19 protein-coding genes and 1 tRNA gene are annotated in these 17,906 nt (G+C 72.3%); 7 read left to right on the top strand and 13 right to left on the bottom strand.

The genetic code is table 11. The annotated features are described in order from the left end of the window. Positions 1-33 precede the first annotated feature (33 nt). Positions 34-1,149, top strand: a complete 1,116-nt coding sequence (locus tag ACZ5CZ_RS05555) for an LLM class flavin-dependent oxidoreductase (protein ID WP_468939428.1) — start codon at positions 34-36, stop codon at positions 1,147-1,149. Positions 1,150-1,151: 2 nt separating this feature from the next. Here ACZ5CZ_RS05555 and ACZ5CZ_RS05550 read toward each other — a convergent pair whose 3' ends face one another. After that, a complete protein-coding gene (locus ACZ5CZ_RS05550; protein ID WP_385843727.1) occupies positions 1,152-2,981 on the bottom strand; it encodes a putative bifunctional diguanylate cyclase/phosphodiesterase in 1,830 nt (609 codons plus the stop codon). Positions 2,982-3,394: 413 nt separating this feature from the next. On the opposite strand from ACZ5CZ_RS05550, the gene ACZ5CZ_RS05545 reads away from it, so the two are divergent. After that, complete coding sequence (locus ACZ5CZ_RS05545; protein WP_468939614.1) at positions 3,395-4,612, top strand: M6 family metalloprotease domain-containing protein; 1,218 nt, start codon at positions 3,395-3,397, stop codon at positions 4,610-4,612. A 72-nt stretch (positions 4,613-4,684) separates the two neighbouring features. Here ACZ5CZ_RS05545 and ACZ5CZ_RS05540 read toward each other — a convergent pair. The 5 genes from ACZ5CZ_RS05540 to ACZ5CZ_RS05520 all read right to left on the bottom strand — a co-directional run bounded on the left by ACZ5CZ_RS05540 (position 4,685) and on the right by ACZ5CZ_RS05520 (position 6,650). Then, positions 4,685-4,758, bottom strand: a tRNA-Lys gene (locus ACZ5CZ_RS05540). After that, a complete protein-coding gene (locus ACZ5CZ_RS05535) occupies positions 4,749-5,327 on the bottom strand; it encodes a bifunctional DNA primase/polymerase (protein ID WP_468939423.1) in 579 nt (192 codons plus the stop codon). Before ACZ5CZ_RS05535 ends, ACZ5CZ_RS05540 begins: the two co-directional genes overlap by 10 nt. 138 nt (positions 5,328-5,465) lie before the next feature. After that, complete coding sequence (locus ACZ5CZ_RS05530) at positions 5,466-5,834, bottom strand: hypothetical protein (protein WP_467548576.1); 369 nt, start codon at positions 5,832-5,834, stop codon at positions 5,466-5,468. A gap of 85 nt (positions 5,835-5,919) precedes the next feature. Then, complete coding sequence (locus tag ACZ5CZ_RS05525) at positions 5,920-6,351, bottom strand: hypothetical protein (protein WP_468939421.1); 432 nt, start codon at positions 6,349-6,351, stop codon at positions 5,920-5,922. Between the two features lie 47 nt (positions 6,352-6,398). Then, positions 6,399-6,650, bottom strand: coding sequence for a GntR family transcriptional regulator (locus ACZ5CZ_RS05520; RefSeq protein ID WP_385843732.1), 252 nt, complete (start codon positions 6,648-6,650; stop codon positions 6,399-6,401). Between the two features lie 419 nt (positions 6,651-7,069). On the opposite strand from ACZ5CZ_RS05520, the gene ACZ5CZ_RS05515 reads away from it, so the two are divergent. Further along, positions 7,070-7,258: a hypothetical protein gene (locus ACZ5CZ_RS05515; RefSeq protein WP_468939417.1), complete on the top strand. Its 189-nt coding sequence runs from the start codon at positions 7,070-7,072 to the stop codon at positions 7,256-7,258. 13 nt (positions 7,259-7,271) lie between these two features. On the opposite strand, the gene ACZ5CZ_RS05510 is transcribed toward ACZ5CZ_RS05515, so the two are convergent. Together ACZ5CZ_RS05510 and ACZ5CZ_RS05505 are read right to left on the bottom strand one after the other, a co-directional pair. Beyond that, positions 7,272-7,757, bottom strand: coding sequence for a hypothetical protein (locus ACZ5CZ_RS05510; protein ID WP_385843735.1), 486 nt, complete (start codon positions 7,755-7,757; stop codon positions 7,272-7,274). Positions 7,758-7,827: 70 nt separating this feature from the next. Further along, the gene (locus ACZ5CZ_RS05505) at positions 7,828-8,061 is read right to left on the bottom strand and encodes a DUF397 domain-containing protein (protein ID WP_468939414.1); all 234 of its coding nucleotides are present in this window, start codon (positions 8,059-8,061) and stop codon (positions 7,828-7,830) included. Positions 8,062-8,711: 650 nt separating this feature from the next. Here ACZ5CZ_RS05505 and ACZ5CZ_RS05500 point away from each other — a divergent pair. Genes ACZ5CZ_RS05500 through ACZ5CZ_RS05490 form a run of 3 tightly spaced genes read left to right on the top strand, consistent with a single transcriptional unit; the run spans position 8,712 to position 10,316 of the window. Then, positions 8,712-8,966, top strand: a complete 255-nt coding sequence (locus ACZ5CZ_RS05500) for a hypothetical protein (protein ID WP_385843738.1) — start codon at positions 8,712-8,714, stop codon at positions 8,964-8,966. Beyond that, a complete protein-coding gene (locus ACZ5CZ_RS05495) occupies positions 8,938-9,453 on the top strand; it encodes a DUF6879 family protein (RefSeq protein WP_385843739.1) in 516 nt (171 codons plus the stop codon). The genes ACZ5CZ_RS05500 and ACZ5CZ_RS05495 overlap by 29 nt, the downstream gene beginning before the upstream one ends. A gap of 14 nt (positions 9,454-9,467) precedes the next feature. Further along, entirely contained in the window at positions 9,468-10,316 is an 849-nt protein-coding gene (locus ACZ5CZ_RS05490) for a helix-turn-helix domain-containing protein (RefSeq protein WP_385843740.1), read from the top strand. Positions 10,317-10,340: 24 nt separating this feature from the next. Here the strand turns inward: ACZ5CZ_RS05490 and ACZ5CZ_RS05485 are convergent, their stop codons facing one another. From ACZ5CZ_RS05485 to ACZ5CZ_RS05470, 4 genes are read right to left on the bottom strand one after another with little or no spacing between them, the layout of a single operon-like run. After that, positions 10,341-11,678, bottom strand: coding sequence for an AAA domain-containing protein (locus ACZ5CZ_RS05485; RefSeq protein WP_468939411.1), 1,338 nt, complete (start codon positions 11,676-11,678; stop codon positions 10,341-10,343). Then, positions 11,675-13,264 carry a hypothetical protein gene (locus ACZ5CZ_RS05480; RefSeq protein ID WP_468939409.1) on the bottom strand — a complete coding sequence of 530 codons (1,590 nt, stop codon included), beginning with the start codon at positions 13,262-13,264 and terminating at the stop codon, positions 11,675-11,677. The genes ACZ5CZ_RS05485 and ACZ5CZ_RS05480 overlap by 4 nt, the downstream gene beginning before the upstream one ends. Next, positions 13,255-14,433 (bottom strand): hypothetical protein, encoded by a 1,179-nt coding sequence (locus tag ACZ5CZ_RS05475; RefSeq protein WP_468939612.1) that lies wholly within the window; start codon positions 14,431-14,433, stop codon positions 13,255-13,257. The genes ACZ5CZ_RS05480 and ACZ5CZ_RS05475 overlap by 10 nt, the downstream gene beginning before the upstream one ends. After that, a complete protein-coding gene (locus ACZ5CZ_RS05470) occupies positions 14,372-15,349 on the bottom strand; it encodes a phosphatase PAP2 family protein (RefSeq protein WP_385843743.1) in 978 nt (325 codons plus the stop codon). Before ACZ5CZ_RS05470 ends, ACZ5CZ_RS05475 begins: the two co-directional genes overlap by 62 nt. Before the next feature lie 194 nt (positions 15,350-15,543). Between ACZ5CZ_RS05470 and ACZ5CZ_RS05465 the strand changes: the two genes are divergently transcribed. Then, positions 15,544-16,140: a histidine phosphatase family protein gene (locus ACZ5CZ_RS05465; RefSeq protein WP_468939407.1), complete on the top strand. Its 597-nt coding sequence runs from the start codon at positions 15,544-15,546 to the stop codon at positions 16,138-16,140. A 24-nt stretch (positions 16,141-16,164) separates the two neighbouring features. On the opposite strand, the gene ACZ5CZ_RS05460 is transcribed toward ACZ5CZ_RS05465, so the two are convergent. Next, positions 16,165-17,667, bottom strand: coding sequence for a hypothetical protein (locus tag ACZ5CZ_RS05460; RefSeq protein WP_468939405.1), 1,503 nt, complete (start codon positions 17,665-17,667; stop codon positions 16,165-16,167). Positions 17,668-17,906 lie beyond the last annotated feature (239 nt).

The following is a 17,906-nucleotide window of genomic DNA, read 5'->3' as shown; positions in this document are numbered from 1 at the left end:
GGACAGCCAGGGCACACACAGGAGGCGCACACCGTGGCGGCGAACGAGGCAGTCGAGGCAGACGCGGCAGACGAGATCCGGGGTACGGCGCACGGCAGCGCCCCCGTCCCCCTGTCCGTGCTGGACCTGGTGACCGTCGGCGCGGGCCGCACCGCCACCGACGCCCTGCGCACCAGCGTCGAGCTGTCCCGGCTCACCGAGTCCCGGGGCTTCACCCGGTACTGGATCGCCGAGCACCACTCGATGCCCGGGGTCGCCTCCTCCTCGCCCGCCGTGATCCTCGCCCACCTCGCCGCCCATACCGAGCGCATCCGGCTCGGCTCGGGCGGCGTCATGCTGCCCAACCACGCCCCGCTGGTGATCGCGGAGCAGTTCGGCACCCTGGAGGCGATGGCGCCGGGCCGGATCGACCTGGGGCTCGGCCGGGCGCCGGGCACCGACGGGGCGACGGCCGCCGCGCTGCGCCGCACCGACACCCTGAACGAGGGCGCCGACGACTTCCCGCAACAGCTGGCGGAACTCACCCGGTTCCTGGACGACGACTTCCCCGACGGGCATCCCTACCGCCGGATCCACGCCGTACCCGGCCCGGTGCAGGGCACCACCCCCGGCGGGGTGCAGTCCGCGCACCGCCCGCCGATCTGGCTGCTCGGCTCCTCCGGCTACAGCGCCCGGCTGGCCGGTCTGCTCGGCCTGCCCTTCGCCTTCGCCCACCACTTCTCCTCGCAGAACACCGTCCCCGCCCTCGACCTGTACCGCGAGACCTTCCGGCCGTCCGCCGTGCTGGACGCGCCGTACGCGCTCATCGGGGTCGCCGCGCTCGCCACGGACGAGGAGCGGGAGGCCCGCCGGCAGACCCGGGCGATGGGCCTGAACATGCTCCGGCTGCGCACCGGGCGCCCCGGCCTCTTCCCCGTGCCGGAGGAGGTCGAGAAGCTGGAACTGGGCGCCGCTGAGGAGGACTTCATCGCCTCCTGGACCGCCACCGTGGTCTCCGGCACCGCCGACCAGGTCCGCTCCGGCCTGGACGACCTCCAGAAGCGCACCGGCGCCGACGAGCTGATGCTCACCACCCACGCCCACCGCGGCGAACTCCGGGTCCGTTCCTACGAGTTGATCGCCGACGCCTACGGCTTGCCCACCCGGTAGCGCTACTGCTGGCCCGCCGCGCAGGCCCCGGTGCCCAGCAGTTCGGAGATACGATCCGGCGGCACCGGACGGGAGTACAGCCAGCCCTGGCCGGTGTCGCAGCCGATCCGGCGCAGCCGGGTGGCCTGCGCGGAGGTCTCCACGCACTCGGCGGTGACCGTCAGGCCGAGCCGGTGGGCCAGCTGGATCATCGCCTCGACGATGACCTCGTCGGCCGGGTTGGGGGCGATCGCCGGGGCCTTGCCGGCGGCTTCGGCCTCGTACTGGAAGCCGCGGACGAAGGAGCCGTCCAGCTTCAGCACGGAGACCGGGAGCCGGCTGAGGTAGGCCAGGTTGGAGTAGCCGGTGCCGAAGTCGTCGATGGCGATCCGCACGCCCATGTCGCTGAGCGCCTGGAGCGCCTGGAGCGGGCGGCCGGCGGAGCCCATCACCGCCGACTCGGTCAGCTCCAGCTGGAGCAGATGCGGGGCGAGGCCCGTCTCGGCGAGCACCTCGGCCACGTCCGCCACCAGGTCGGAGTCCCACACCTGGCGTACGGCCACGTTGACGCTGACGAAGATGGGCGGCTCACCGGGGCGGTCCAGCTGCCAGCGGCGGGCCTGCCGGCACGCGGTGGCCAGCGCCCAGCGGCCCAGCTGCACGATCGAGCCGTCCTCCTCGGCCAGTCCGATGAACCGATTCGGCGTGAGGGTGCCGAACTGCGGATGGTGCCAGCGCACCAGCGCCTCGACCCCGGACAGGCGCCCGTCCCCCATGCCCACCAACGGCTGGTACTCCAGGGCGAATTCGCCCCGCTCGATGGCGGGGCGCAGCGAGGAGGAGAGGGCCTGACGGGTCATCCGGTGCGCGTTGCGCTCGGGGTCGAACAGGGTCCAGCGGCCCTTGCCGTCGGCCTTCGCCCAGTACAGCGTGGTGTCCGCGGCCTGCATCAGCCCGGTGGCGGTCGTACCGGCCGCATGGCGTTCCACGACCCCGATCGAGGCGGTCAGCGACAGCCGCTGGCCCGCCAGGTCGAACGGCTCCTCCAGGGCCTTCAGCGCCGACTCGGCGAGGTCGGCGAGCTGTTCGGTGCCGGTGGAGTCCTCGACCAGCAGCGCGAACTCGTCGCCGCCGAGCCGGGCCACGAGGGGGGTCACGGCGCGGGCGTAACCGGCCTCGTCGGCGACCCGGGTCAGGCGCTCGGCCACCGCGGCGAGGAGCCGGTCGCCGACGCGGTGGCCGAGGGTGTCGTTGACGGCCTTGAAACCGTCCAGGTCCAGATAGCACAGGCCGATCCGGCCGGTGCCGCTCTGCTCGTAGGCCTCCGCCTCCAGCGCGGCCGAGAGGCGCTCGAAGAACAGCGTGCGGTTGGGCAGCCGGGTCACCGGGTCGTGCATCTGCAAGTGCCGTAGCTGCGCCTGGAGTTCACGGCGGCCGCTGATGTCGGCGACCGAGAGCAGGACACCGGTCCCCTCGCCCTGGGCCAGCGGTGCCACGGTGACCTGGACCCACAGCGAGCGCCCGTCGGGATGTTTCAGCCGACGCGTGCAGCGCAGCCGCGCCTGCCTGCCGCGCAGCACCTCGCGGTAGGCGTGCCAGGTGCGGGGGTCCGAGGCCAGGTCCACCAGATCGGCGGCGGGCCGTCCGGGGAGCGCCTCCGGGTCGGCGCCGAGCAGTTCGCCGAGTGCGGAGTTGGCGCTGACGACGAGTCCCTCGGTGTCGACCACGGCCATGGACAGCGGGGCGGCCGCGAAGACACGGTGATAGGTGCTGTGATCACTGTCTGTAATTACTGTGACGGCTGACCGGTCGAGGTCTGCCGCGGGCGTCGGCCCTTCGGACGTTGCGCTCACCGCTCGCTCCCGCAGTGCACTCGATCTCTGTCCGTGCCTGTCCGTGCATTTCCGTGCCTGTCTTTGCCTGGCAGGGCCGGAAAGTGTGCCGATCATAGAGGCTGTCCCGGGGCCCTTCCAGCCACTGTCCAGTCTCCCGGATCGGACACAGGTTCTGACAGATCGTTTCTGCCCGCACCTGGACAGCTTCTTCAAGCCCCCGACCGGTTGTGACGTTCCGTGAGTGTTTCGGGGTGTCGGTCGCCGGAGTGCGCCGGGGCGTGCGCGTACCGCGCTCACCCTTCTGGTGCAGGCAAACAGGGCACAACGCGTCAAACAACAGCAATCTGGATGCGGGATTCCGATGCCGTGAACCGCACCCGGAGGTCAAGTCCGTGCCCAAGCTGCGCAGCACCGCCGCCGTGTGCACCACGATGTCGGCGCTCGCCGCGACCTCGATCCTCACCGGCCCGTCGGTCGCCGAGCCCTTCTCGCCGGCCCCGTGCGCCCTGCACCGCACCGACGCCCACCACTCGGAGGGCCTGGACACCTGGAGCCCCGGCTACACCCGCCCGACCAGGCCACTGGACGCCGTCCTGGTGTTCCTGTCCTTCCCCGACGCGACCCCGCGCACCACCCCCGCCGAGCTGACCGCCGACCACTTCCCGGCCACCAGCAACTTCTTCCGGCGGGCCTCCTACGGAAGGTTCACCCTGCACCCGCACGCGCTGAACCACTGGCTGCGCATGCCGCGCCCGTCGACCGCGTACGCCATACGGCGGGACTGGAGCGCCGAGAGCCGCGCCGCCTATCTGCGGGACGCGTTCGCCGTGGCCGACCGGGAGGTCGACTTCTCGCGGTACCCGGTCGTGTACTTCGTCGCCGACCCGGACGCCCCCGGAGTCGACTCGGACGCCACGAAGGTCGTCAACCTGGACACGCCCATGCACGTGGACGGCGCGGACGTCCGCCGGGTCGTCACGGTCTTCGAGAAGCACCCGCCGGACCGCCTCGTCCTCGCCCATGAGACCGGCCATGTCTTCGACCTGCCCGACCTCTACCACCGCCCGGTCGACGGCAAGGGCGACTGGGACACCTATGTGGGGGACTGGGATTTGATGGGCAGCCAGTTCGGCCTCTCGCCCGACCTGTTCGCCTGGCACAAGTGGAAGCTCGGCTGGCTGGATCCGCGCCAGGTGCTGTGCGTGCGCGGGACCGCGCCCACCCGGCTCACCCTGGAGCCGCTCGCCGCCGGCCCGGGCGTCCCGGTGCAGGACGCGGGCGGCGCGCCCGCCTTCGGCCTCGGCGACGGCGTGAAGCTGGCCGTCGTCCGCACCGGCCCGGACAGCGCGCTCGGCTTCGAGGCCCGCAGCACCGCCGGGAACGACCGCGCCGCCTGCCGCCAGGGCGTCCTCGTCTACCGCATCCACAGCGGCGCCGAGTCCGGCGACGGCCCGGTCCAGGTGGTGGACGCCCACCCGCACACCGAGGCCTGCTGGGAGAACTCGGTCTACCCGCCCCTGGCCGACGCCCCGGTCGCCCTCGGCGAGAGCTTCACCGTGCCCGGCGAGGGCGTGAAGGTGGAGGTGGAGGGAAGGACGGCGTCGGGCGCCTGGACGGTGAAGATCACCCCGGGGACGGGTGACGACTGAGCAGGTGACTGTGGCTGTATACGAAAACGGCGGGCCGGATTCTTTCGAACCGGACCCGCCGTTTCCCGTCTGTGCGCCGCCAGGGACTCGAACCCCGGACCCGCTGATTAAGAGTCAGCTGCTCTAACCAACTGAGCTAGCGGCGCCTGCTGACGTCGTAGACCTTAGCATCCTGGTCGGCGGGAGGAAAAATCGATATCCGCACCGCCGCCCGGGCGGCCCGCACGGCGGCCCACAGCAGCACCTCGGGCCCGGGCAGCCAGGGATGCCGGGTGTCCGGGGCGACCACCCAGCGGCAGCCGCCGGCGGCTTCCTCGGAGCCGGCCGCCGGAGCCGGGACGGTCACCGCGTCCCCGCTGCCGTGGCACAGCAGCGCCGGCACCGCCTCCGTACGCTGGCCCGACCCCCACTCCTCCCAGCGCAGCAGCGAGGGCAGCCGCTGGGCCGTACCGGGGGCGGCGAACAGCAGCATGCGGCCCCGGAACACCGCGACCGGCCCGGAACCCGGCCCCTCGCCCCACAGCTGGTCCACCATCCGGCGGCCGAAGACCGCAGGCGCGCTCACCACGTCGAAGGCGGTGCCGCAGGGCAGCACGACCGGCGCGTCCGGGCGCTCCGCCCACAGGGCCGGCGTGCTACGGGGATACGTTCCTGCCGAGGCGAGCCAGGCCACGCCGTCGCAGGTGACAGAGGTGACGTTCGGTGCACTGCTCATGGCACCCATATGTACCGGCGGTGAGCGCGCGGTTTCCCTGAGTTGCAGAAAACGAGGACAGGGCGGCGAGGGGAGGAGTATCTTGCCCGCCCGGCATATGCCACGGGCCGGTCTACGACGGGCTGTACCGGCTCTCTGCTACACCGGATCGGCGGAGGCGCGCCCCTCCCCGTTGCCCCGCAGCAGATCCCGCCCGAACTCGACCATCTTCTTCGCGTAGTCCTCGGTCCACTCCGCCCGATCGGCGATGTCCGCCGCGGTCAGCCGGTCGAACCGGCGCGGGTCGGCGAGCTGGGCCGCCGCGATGGCCTGGAACTCCACGGCACGGTCGGCGGCCGCCCGGAACGCCTGGGTCAGCTCGGTCGCCCGGGCCAGCAGGGCGCGCGGATCCTCGATCGACTCCAGGTCGAAGAAGTGCTCGGGGTCGGCGGCCGCCTCCGCGGGCTCGAAGATCAGGGGCGCGGGGCGTAGCCGCGGTTCGTTCCGACGCGGCGTGGGCTCCGCCATGTCTCCATCTCCTCCTCGTACGGTCCGCTCGGCACCGCCTGCGGGCGGGCCACCGTCCATTGTCCCGCGCCCGCGCAAGGGGCGGTCACGACGGAGGATTCAGGCTCACCGGACACGACTCCCACAGCTGCACCCCGGCCGCGAGCAGCTCCCGTACGGCGCGCTCCTCGCCGGCCGCCCACACGGCACCCTCCCCCTCGAAGAGCCGCTCGTACGCCCTGTCGTGCACCGCCCCCTGCCGGGGCAACGGGTGACCCTCCCCGAGCCCCCGCCCCAGATCCTCGAAGAAGTTCCACGCCTCCAGCACCGCACCGGACGGCATCCTCCGCCGCCCCGGATCCGCGAGCCACCGCTGCACCCGGCCCAGCTCCAGCACACCGTCCCCGCCGGCGACCGCCCCCCACCCCCGCCGCCGCGCATACACCCGCGCCTGCCGCACGGTCACGAACACCGGCACACGCCCCCGGTCCGCCAGCACCCGGTCCCCCTCGTCACCGCGCCCCCCGACCCACAACACGACAGCACTGCGCCGAAGCGCGCGCACTCGGTACGTGTACACGCTTGTCATGTGGCGGAGGGGTCGCTGCTGGGGGAGTCGGAGACGAATGAGCCCATGCCGGGGGTTGTGATGATCAGGCCGTCCTCGCGGAGGGCTGCGGTGGCCTTGCGGACGGTGGTGCGAGCCACGCCGAACTCCTGCTCCAGGCGCACTTCGGAGATCAGCGTCCGGGGCGGGTACTCGCCGCTCGTGATCCGTCGACGGAGGACGTCAGCGATCTGCGCCCACTTGGGCCGGGTCGGGTCGAATTCGATCACAGCCGGACTGTACGCATCAGGTCCCATCCGAACATAGATGCGTCTATGGGTAGCTGGCTATGGACAGGGGTATACAGGGGTCGCTACTCTGCTCAGCGCAACAAGACCCCCGCGACGGGTGGAGCCGTCCGGGGGCGTGGCCACCAACTGACAGTGGAGTTGATGACACTGAGCATTATCTACGCACTGGCGTTTTGGGCCCTTGGCGTCCTCGCGCCCGGCACGGGCAGGCGCCGCAAGCTGGTCCGCCCCGTCGGCGAGAACCTCGTACCCGCACCCCGCCGGACACCGACGCACCGACCGCTGCCCACCCACCGCTCCCCGTACGGACTTGACACGCCCCTCGATGCGCGGGAGACGGCCTCGATCCGCCCCTACCTCCGCGCATTGCCTGTGATGACTGTGGAGGCGGTGGTCCGATGAGTGAGCAGCCCACCCGTGCGGAGGGGCGGCGCCCGGTGCGGATGTGTGTGCGCTGCTGTGCCATCACCGATTCCCCGGTGGTCGTCGCGGAGGTGCACGCCAACAGCGGACCGGGATGGACGGTGTACGCCTGCCCGACCTGCTCCCCGCACTTCTCCCCGGTGCCGGGCGCTGGTGAGGGCTGAACGGACGCTTCGGTTACCCGACGGGGCACCTCAGTCCAGGCATTGAGCGGTTCGGCGAGCATGTCACCACTGCCAGGGACAGATACGAGGGGCGTTCGAGGTAGAAGCCGAACGACACATCACCACCCATGTGCAGTCGCTCGGCGGCGCTGTTGGCCAGTTGGGCCAGGCGAGTGGGGTCCTGGTCGCGCTCGGAAGCGAACCGAGGGGCGTACTCGGCCAGCCTTTCGCCGATCCAGGCTGCCGCTTCCTTGGGTTCGTCCCACGTGCCACGGATCAAGGAGCGGGGCTTGATGAGCCAGTACGCCGTTTCGATCGGTGGCAGATCGGATGGCGGGAACTCGGCCACCACTTCCCGGTAGCGCTTGAGCAGTTGCTCTGCCCTCACGTCCTCGCCGGACACCGGAGCCGGTGGCGGCTCAGGGTGTGGGGGACGCCGTAGAGCCTCGGTGTCGAAGCGCTCCTTGGGGCCGGTCCAGAGGTAGCCGTGGTGGTGCACCAGTCGTTCCGTTCGAGAGGTGTCGGCCGGGCCGGGTCCAGGGATCCGGCCCGGCCGACGGGAGGGAGGATCAGGCGCGCAGGCCGAAGCGCGCCGGGTCGATGCCGGCCGCGTCCAGCTCCTCCGTGGTGAACCGCAGCGGCTCCGCGCTCGGCCGCTTGCTGTCGCCCAGAGCCCAGGTGCCCTCACCGATCCGGGCCAGGGTCACGCACGCTTCGCCGTCCGGGTGAGTGCTTCCCCCGCACGCCTTCGCGAAGGAGGCCCCGCTGATGTCGAGCGCGTACAGGTCGGTTCCGTTCTGCATCGCTGCACCTTCCTGCTCAACTAATCACGGCCATGGCTGACCGCCGCCGCCCACGCAGGGCGGGAGTTCAAGGGATGGAGCGCGCTTCACGTCCTGGAGCGCTTGCCGGAGCCGGTGCAGCGCCAGCACTCACAGGGAGGCCAAGCGCTCGTCATCAGAGGCGGAAGGTCATCGGCGGCACATACGGCCTGCTCGGGACCCCAGGTCCGACCCGAGTCATGCGATACCCGAAGCGTCATCAAGGGGCGCTCCGCCATGAGCTGCGCGTAGGTCTTTCCGCTCATGATTCGTGCGCCTCTTTCTGGTGCTGACGCAGCTCCACGTTTGCGTCGGATACGGCGCTGTGGTCACCCCTGGAGCGGGCGTCCTCCCTGCTGACCGAGAGGGACAGACACTCTGAGCAGCCAGGCACGGCGGAGGGGTCGGCCGGTAGCTCGGCCAGGTGGTAGCCCTGCGGCTTCTGTGACATTGCTTCCTTCCCGGCTCATCTGCGCGATGGAAGGAAGCTAGGAGGCGACGCGTCCGGGGCTCTATGAACTTGCATGAGTTTGCACGTCAAATCTGGTACTTCAGCGCCATATTGACGGAGTATCAGCAGGTCAACCAAGCTGATGCAAGCCCAAGCAAGCACCTAGTCCAGGGAGCCGGACATGGCCGTGGAGTTCGTTGGGATCGACCCCGACACCGACCGGGACCACTGCCCCACCGTGTGGGCGGACGTGGAAGCTCAGGAGATCTTGTTGCAGGGGTGGAAGCCCAGCACCGAGACTCAGGCACAGTGCGAGGCAAGCAGCCCCGCGAACGGTTCGGTACCCGACAGCGAGGCCATCGTCAGGATTCCGGCCCGGATGATCCCGATGATCAGGGAGGCGTGTGATGCCGTCGAGCGTGCCCAGCTTCGCTGAGCTGCTGGGCCAGTGTGACCGGTCTGCCGTGCATCTGGAGCTGCGCGACTGCTATGCCCCAACGGACCGGTTCGAGGCGTGGAAGCGGGGTGAGCGAATCAACTGGGAGGACCGCGAGTCCTGGTGGCATCCCTATGACCAGTTGATCTCGGATACGGTGGCCCGTGGAGTGTCCGTCCGCCGGGCTCGGATCGTCTCCGAACCTGTATCGGAGTACATCCGCTGGGAGCACTACGTCACCCATGCCAACCTCACAGCGGGTGAAGAGGTGCGCTGGCTGCCACGGCGACGTGCCACAGACATCGCTCTGCCGGGAAATGACTTCTGGCTGTTTGACGGCGCACTGCTCCGGGTGCACCACTTCTCTGGTGACGGCGTGGTGGTCGAGGACGAGATCACGGCGGACCCGGAGACGGTGAAGCTGTGCTCCACTGCCTTCGAAGCAGTCTGGGATCGAGCGACCCCGCACCACCTGTACAAGATCTGACGAAGGCCGGCTCCGTGCCCCCGCATCCCTCTTCAAGCGTCCAGAAGGCCCGCGAACTCCTCGCCGGCCGCCTCCGTGAGATTCGGAAGGACGCCGGGATCAGCGGGCGGGAGCTGGCTTTCAGGTGTGGCTGGTCGGAGTCGAAGTCGTCCAGGATCGAGAACGCCAGGACGCCTCCCTCCGACTCGGACATCAAAGCCTGGTGCCGGGCCTGTTCCGCTGAAGATCAGGTAGCCGACTTGATCGCTGCCAACAGGCAGTCCGCCGATGCACATGTGCAGTGGAAGCGACTCCAGCGGACCGGTCTCCGTCGCCTGCAAGAGTCCACAGGCGACCTCTACCAACAAACAAAGACGTTCCGTGTCTACGTTTCCGACGTGATCCCTGGGTTCCTCCAGACACCCGGATACGCCACTGCCCTCTTGTCCTCCATCGCAGACTTCCGGGGGACGCCGAACGATGTGAGTGACGCGGTCGCGGCCCGCATGAGGCGTAACCAGGTGCTCAGCAACGGCGCCCGGCGGTTCTCGTTCGTCCTGGAGGAGGCGGTGTTGCGGTACCGGCTGTGCAGTGCCGAGACCATGGCGGCACAGCTCGGCCACCTGCTCGGGGTCATGGATTTTCAGAACGTCGCCGTAGGCATCGTGCCGTTCTCTGAACAGCGAACGGTGTGGCCCATGTCGACCTTCACGATCTTCGACGACACCAGGGTGCACGCGGACACGCTGGACGCTGCTTCCACCCTCACACAGCCCAGCCAGATCCAGCTGTATGCCCGCGCCTTCGAACGGCTGTCACAGGGAGCCGTACGGGGAGGGGCAGCACGTTCTCTGATAGCGGGTGCGCTGGCATCTCTGGACTGACTGCGCACCGGTATCCAGGGCAGCTCACGGACGCCAACTCACCCTGTGCTCCGCCAAATGCGCCAGCACCGCATGGTTCGCCTCCCAGCCGTCCGGGAATTTCACCAGCGTGCCCAGCTGGACCGGTTCCGTGGAGGGGTAGTCGTCCAGGAGGTCGGTGACGCCCGCGCGGCAGACCACGATGCAGGCGTGGCGGTGGCGGGAGGCCAGGACGCAGAGGCGGCCGGTTTCCAGGTGGAAGGCGGTGGCGTCGGGGCGGCCGGAGAGCGGGTGCAGGACGACCGTGACGTCGTACTCCCTGCCCTGGAGGCGGTTGGCCGTGTCCACCGTGACGTCCGGGACGCCCAGCTCGGTCAGCGCCGCCCGGACCGCGGCCGCCTGGTCCCGGTGGGCGGTGCCGACGGCGACGCGGTCGGCGGTGAGCGGAGCGGGGGCGGGGGAGCGCTCGGAGAGGGCCGCGCCGCCCCGGTCCAGCAGGCGCCGTACGACCGTCGCGACCGCGCGCACCGCCTCCGGGTCCGTGCGCGGGGTGTGCCGGGCGGGCAGCTCCAGCAGGCCCCAGCCGGACTCCGCGGCCTCGTCGATCACCCGGTCCGGGCCGGAACCGTCACAGGGGACGGCGAAGGTCAGCCGGCGGTCGCCGTGGCCGGTGCCGCTGCGGAAGGGGGTGTACGGGTAGAACGCGTCCGAGACCAGCGGGGCCGCGGAGGCGGGCAGCCGCCAGGAGACCGGGAGGCGGTGCTGGGGGAGGGTCGGGTTGTGGGCGAGGAGGGTGGACACCGCCGACGCCGAGGGGTCGTACGACAGACCCGCCCACTGCTCGCTGCCGACGATCGCGAACGGGTCCAGCTGACCGGGGTCGCCCACGAACAGCGCCCGCTCGAACAGCCCCGCCACGGCCAGCAGCGCGTCCGAGCGCATCTGGTACGCCTCGTCCACGATCGCGTGCCGCCACGGCTCGTCCGTCTGCACATGCGCCCACTTGGCGGCCGTGGACAGCACCACCGGGAGGCCGGTCAGGTCGGCCGCCTTCGCGGAGGTGCGGACCTGCGGCAGCTCGTCCAGCGCCTTGTCGTAGGGGTCGGTGTCGCTGCTGTGCAGCCGGCCGACCGGCAGCTCCGGGTTCTTCTCGGCGAGCCGCAGCACGAGATCGTCCACCTGGGCGTTCGTCTGCGCCACCACCATCAGCGGGCGGCCCGCGTCGGCCAGTTCCAGCGCCGCGCGGACCACCAGCGTGGACTTGCCGGCGCCCGGCGGGGAGTCGACCACCACGCCCCGCTCGGTGCCGTGCAGCGTGTCGTGCAGGATCGCGGCGGTGGCCCGCGCGGCGGCCGTACCGGGGTCGAAGCCGACCGTCGTCACAGGACGTCCTCCTCGGTGATGGGGTCGGCGGCCTCATGGGCGGTCTCGCCCGGCGGGCCGCCGTGGGTCCACGGGGTCTGCTCCGGGTCGGGCAGTCTGGCGCCGCCGCGCGGCTCGTGCTCGAAGAGCGTGAAGCAGATCCGGTCGCCCTTCTCCGGGACCGACCCCGGATCCGGCTCCCTGCCGCGGCCCATCTTGTCCAGGATCCGCAGGACCAGCAGCCCGTCGGCCTCGGCGGCCACGAACTCCGCCGACTGCGGCCGGCCGCCCAGCGAGCGGTACACCTTCGCCCGCTCGCCCAGCTGCGGCCGGTCGTCCGTGCGGACCGTCACCAGCGGGCGCGGGCTGGGCCGCTTGCCCTCGCTGTACGCCAGGACGACATCGGTCACCTCGCCCGTGAACGCCTCCCCGGCCAGCCGCCGCCCCGCCATCACCAGCGGATCGTCCAGCGCCTCCTGCGCCTCAAGCCGCGCCTGCTCACGCTCGCGCGTGGCCAGCTTGTTCGCCGCCGTCACCGCGTCGTCCCGGCGCGGCTGCGGGGGTTCGCCGGCCAGCACCCGGTCCCGGTGGCCGGTGAACGACCAGCGGTCCCGGGTCCAGCGCTCCGCGACATGCGCGCCCTCCGGCAGCGCCCGCAGCAGGTCCAGCCCCCGCCACACCGCGTCCCAGGTGGGCCGGGTACGGCTCTCCACCAGGTCGCGGATCTCCCGCTCGGCCGCGGTGAGCGCGGCCAGCCGGTCGTCGGCGTCCAGCGGGTCCTCGGCGGCGGCGAGCGCGGCCCGCGCGCGGTCGTAGCGCTCGATCGCCGGGGCCAGCAGCCGGTTGTCGAAGGCCGGGTCGGTCGCCGGGCCCGCGGGCGGGCACAGCAGCTGGCCGTCGGCGTCCCGGGCGCTCTCCGCGCGGGCCGCCGCCTCGGCGCCCGGAACGCCCTCCGGCGGGTCGATCCAGGCGAGCAGCGCGCCCAGGTGCTGGTCCTCCAGGCTGGACTGGCCGGTCGCCCAGTGCCGGGACAGCACATCGGTCAGCGCGAGCAGCAGGGAGGAGCCGGGGACCCGGGCCCGCTCGCCGTAGTGGGTCAGCCAGCGGCCGAGCAGCGGTACCCGCGGCGGCGCCGGGTAGGGCGCGTCGGGGTCCTGCTCGGCGGTACGGCGGAACCGCATCGAGCGGCCCAGCAGCCGTACGAACTCCACACCCGCGCGGCTGGGCACGATCAGCTGGGCCGCGTCCGTGCACAGCTCCACCTCGACCTTGACCCGCTTGCCGGTCTCCGGGTCGGTCTCGGACCGCTCGGCCGCCTCCACCGCCTGCGCGTACGACTCGACGTACGGCAGGACGACATCGGCCAGCTCGGCGAGGAACGTGAACCGCAGATCCCGGTCGCGCGGCTGCGGTACGACCAGCAGGCGCGGCGCGTCCCGGTCGGTGCCGACCAGCGCGCCGAGCGGGGCGCCCGCCTCACCGGCGGTGGTGAGCGGCACGAACACCAGCGGGCGGTCCGACAGATGCCGGTGCCGGACGGTCGCGACGGGCTGGGCCCGGCCGCTGCCGACGGCCTCGAGCCGGGCCAGGGTGCTGATCAGCGACATACGGCCGCCACCTCCGCCCCGGCCGGCGTCTCCCCGGCCAGTGCCGCCGCCTCGGCCAGTGCCTCCGCGCGCAGTTGCGCCGCCCGGCGCAGCGCCGCCACCGCGGGGTCGTCCGGGTCGCCGTGCTCGCCGCGGGCCGCCGCGAGGACCTCCTCGACCGTGGTCAGACCGCCCAGTTCGGCGCGCAGCGGCCGGCCGAGGCGGGTGACGGCACCGGCCGCGCGGGCCCGGTCCCGGCAGTGGAAGGCCAGCTCGCACGCCGCCAGGCACTCGGGCGCGTAGGTCGCCGGGACCGCCGCCACGGCCGCCGAAAGCTCCTCGGCGCTTTGGTCGGGCGCGAAGCAGGTGCCCTCGGGCAGCGCGCCGGCGATCTCCTCGATCCGGGTCAGCCGGGCCAGCTGGCGGGCGGTGACCGCGCGCTGCTTGCGGACGTCCACGGCGGATCCGCCGGGCAGGTTGGAGAAGTCCTTCGGGCACACCAGCAGCACCCGGTGGCGCACCCGCGGGGCGGGATCCAGGCGTCCGGCGACCTCCTCCAGGGCGAGCACATAGACCGCCGCCTGCCGGGCCGCCGCGCCCACCTTGGCCGGGTCGGCCGCGCCGTCCAGCAGCGGGAAGGACTTGATCTCCACCACGGACCAGCTGCCGTCCGGGTGCACGACCACCGCGTCCGGCTCCAGGAAGGCGAGCGAACCGGCCACGTCCAGGGCGAGCATCGGGTGGTCCAGCAGGGTCCAGCCGCCCGCCCCGGTGGCCTCGCGCAGCGCCAGCGCCGTACGGGCCGTACGCCCCTCGGGGCCGTGTGCGGTCAGGTCGGGCACGGCGGCCTCGGCGGGCGGCTCGGCGCCCGGGTCCAGCCGGGCGTGCACCAGTCGCAGCAGCTCGGCGCCGCCGTCCGCCTTCACCTTCGCCTCGAACGCGTTCCCGCGGGTCAGCGCGAACTGCGACTGCCCGAACCCGGACGGTGCGCCCAGCGCGCTCGCCAGCCGGGCCTTGTCCACCCCGGCGCCGTCCAGGATCGCCCGGCGCGCGCACCCGGGGTTCGCGGCGAGCGCCGCGAGGGCGCGGGCGTCCAGGGCCTTGGCCGGGACCTCCGGACCGCGCAGCTCAGCGAGCCGGTGTCGCAGCCCCTTCGCCCGCGTCGTCGGAAGAGGCGTCCGCTGCGTCACCGGCGTCGAGCCGCGACTCGCGCTGCCGTGGAATTCGCTCACCCGCGGAAGTCTGGCATCCGGCACTGACAATCGGGGAGCCCACGCCGTCCGAGGCCGTCGCCGGGGCTGTCGCCGCAGCCGTCGCCGGGGCTGTCGCCGGGCGCCGGAGCAGCCGGGCCCGGACCAGGTCCACGGCCCGCGTCACCGACGGCGCCAGCAGCAGGCCGGCGCCCATCACGGCGGCGCCCGCGACCGCGTCCAGCAGGTAGTGGTTGGCGGTGCCCATGACCACCAGCGCGGTGCCGAGCGCGTAGCAGACGGCGAAGATCCTGCTCAGGCGGGAGCTGCCGTGCCGCCACAGCATCACCCCGCACCACAGCGCCCAGCCGACGTGCAGGCTCGGCATGGCCGCGTACTGGTTGGTCATGCCGCCCATACCGCGCGGCGCGCTGGCCTCGGCGCCCCACCAGCCGTACGAGCTGAAGTGCGCCATGGTGTCGACGAAGCCCTGGCCGGCCGGGAGCAGCCGGGGCGGCGCGGTGGGCAGCAGGATGAAGCCGATCAGCCCGATGAACGTGGACGTCATCAGCCAGGTGCGGGCCGAGCGGTAGTGCGCGCTGCGGGACCGGAACAGCCAGACCAGGACCGCGGGCGTGACGACGTAGTGCAGCGAGGCGTACCAGAAGTCGGCCGGGACCCCGATCCACGCCTCGCGGGTGAAGAGCCGGTTCAGCGGGTGCTCGGCGTTGAGGTGCAGCATCTTCTCGAAGCGCACGATCGCCCGGCCGTGGTCGACGGCGCCCGAGACGTCGTCGCGCGCGAGCAGCCGGCCGGCCAGGTAGCAGCCGTACACCAGCAGGATCAGCGGCAGTTCGGTCCACCAGCGCAGCCGGGTGGGGGCCACCTCGGTGCCCGGTGTCTCGCTCTGCGGCATCCGATCCGCCCTCCCCGCTTCGCTGTCTGGTCCACCCGGTCGGGCGACCGTGCCACTTTACGGCGTCCCGATCACACCCCTCTCCGGGTGCTCCGGCCCTCAAAGACGCCGACACCGGCCGCCGGGTTGCTCCGGGGCGGGGTGCGCGATGATGGAGGGGAATCCCTGTTTGGAAGCCCCCGGAAAGGTTCCCCATGGCACCGCGCATCCTGCTGGCCCGGCACGGACAGACGGAATGGTCGCTGTCCGGCAAGCACACCGGCAGGACCGACGTGCCGTTGCTGGAGGAGGGCCGGCGCGGGGCCAAGCTGCTCGGCGAGCGGCTGCACCGCGCTCCGCTGGACGGACTGCCCGGCGTGGAGGTGCGCACCAGCCCGCTGGCACGCGCGCGTGAGACGTGCGAACTGGCCGGCTTCGGCGACCGCGCCACCTCCTGGGACAGGCTGATGGAGTGGGACTACGGCGCCTACGAGGGCATGACCCCGGCCGAGATCCAGGCCGTGCGGCCCGGCTGGCTGATCTGGCGGGACGGCGTCCCGGAGGGCGAGAGCGTCGCCGAGGTCACCGCGCGCGCGGACGAGGTCGTCGCCTGGGCCCGCTCGGCCGACCGGGATGTCCTGGTCTTCGCCCACGGCCACATGCTGCGGTCCATCGGGGCCCGCTGGCTGGGCCTGCCGCTGGAGTTCGGCGCCCGCATAGGACTGCATCCGACGTCACTGTCCGTACTGGGCTGGGCGTACGGGGAGCCGTCGATCGTGAGCTGGAACGACATCGGCCATCTGGCGGGCTGAGCGTCCCCGGGTGCCCGGCGGACCTCAGGCCCGCCCCGCCCTCGGCATCGACGCGTGCCGGTCCAGGAACTCCGACACCCCGGACGCGCGGCGGTGCGGCAGCAGCACCCGCGCGGTGCCCGCCAGCATGCTCTGGATGCGCGAGGACTGGACCTGGTCCAGGAGGGACAGCACGCGCAGGCCGGCCGCCGCCGCCTCGTCGGGACGGCCCTCGCGGGCGAGGTCGTCGGCCAGTTCGGCGGTGTACAGCGCGATGTTGCGGGAGAAGTGGGGGTCCTGGAGCGCGGCCGCCCGGTGCGCGTGCCGGGAGGCCCGGCGCCAGTCGCCCAGGGTGGACCAGCACTGCGCCTCCAGCCCCTCCAGCTCGGCCTCTCCGTAGAAACTCATCCACTCGGGGTCGGCGTCCGAGTGGCCCCGCTCGAAGAGGGCCTGCGCCCGGGCCAGCGCCCGCGCGCAGCCGGTGCGGTCGGCGAGCCCCGCCCAGCCGCCCGCCTCGCGCAGCGCGAGCAGGGACATCAGGCGGGCAGAGCCCAGCGGCAGGGCGGCGCGCTGCGCGGCCTGCGCGGCGCGCAGCGCCTCCCGGGGGCGGCCGGCGTCCCGCGCGAGGAACGCGGTGTTGCAGAAGGCGTGCGCCTCCAGCGCCGGATCGCCGGTCATCCGGGCGGTGGCCAGCGCCTCCGCGTAGTGTGAGCGGGCGTCGTCGAAGCGGCCGGAGTCATGGGCCAGCCAGCCCACCGAGATGGCGAGTTCACCGGCACCGGAGTGCAGCCGGTCGGCGGTGGTCTGCCGGGTCGCGCCGGCGTCCAGCAGCGCGTAGGCCGCGCGCAGCGGAGCCGCCGCGCGCCGGTAGAGGCCGTCCGCGCCGTGCCGGTCGTCGAGCAGCCGGATCCGGCGGACGGCCTCCTCCAGGGCGGCCGCCTCGGAGCTTCCGGCGCGCCGTGCGGACGGCACGGCCGCCGCCACGCCGGTGGCGAGCCCCAGCGGGCCCAGGGTGGCGGCGGCCACGGTGACGCCTCCGCCGGTCATGAATGCGCGACGCAGCACGTCGCTCTCCTCGTGGTTCGGGTGGTGTTTCGGGTACGGCTCGTGCGGGTCGTACGGGCTGCCGGGGTCCTCGTACGGATCGGTGCCGTACGGGTCGGTGACGCGCAGGCCGCTGGCGTACGGCTTCGGGACATACGGATCCGCGGGCTCCGGTGACTCGACGGCGCGCTCTTCGACGGCCGGGCGCGCCGCCCGGCCGCGGACGGACGAGCGGGGCGCGAAGCCGAGGTCGGCCAGCGTGCGGCCGGGGAACATGTGCAGGAACACCCGCTCGTAGGCGTAGTTGGGGCAGCGGATCTCGCCCGCCTCGACCCGTCCGACATAGCGCGCGTCACAGCTCACCCGCTCACCGATCTCGCGGGCGGCACGCCGTACCAGAGCCGCGAACTCAGCGGGTGAACGGCGGCCGCGCAGCTGCCGGAAGGCGAGGTTCGGCCGGGGTGGCCGTTCGGGCAGTGACGAGGTCTCGGTTGACGACGCCATGGCCGGGTCCTCTCGTGCGAACCGTCGAACCAGGCCGGGGCCGGGGCGGTTTCGGATGAGTTGCCCGAGTGACGCCCTGGTTCCGGCGGGCATGAACGTACCTGCTGTGACCGGTCCGCCACGCGGTGTTTGGCTACAAACCGGATATCTCATCCACGATCCGCCATGAAGTGCCATCCTTTGCGGCGCACTTGTGCCGTAGCCGTTGACCCGCTCACGCGTTGAACCCGTTGGACCGC

The organism is Streptomyces sp. NPDC031418 (assembly GCF_055581605.1).
Note: the sequence above shows the minus strand (reverse complement) of the source record. Positions and strands in the feature narration are given on the sequence as shown.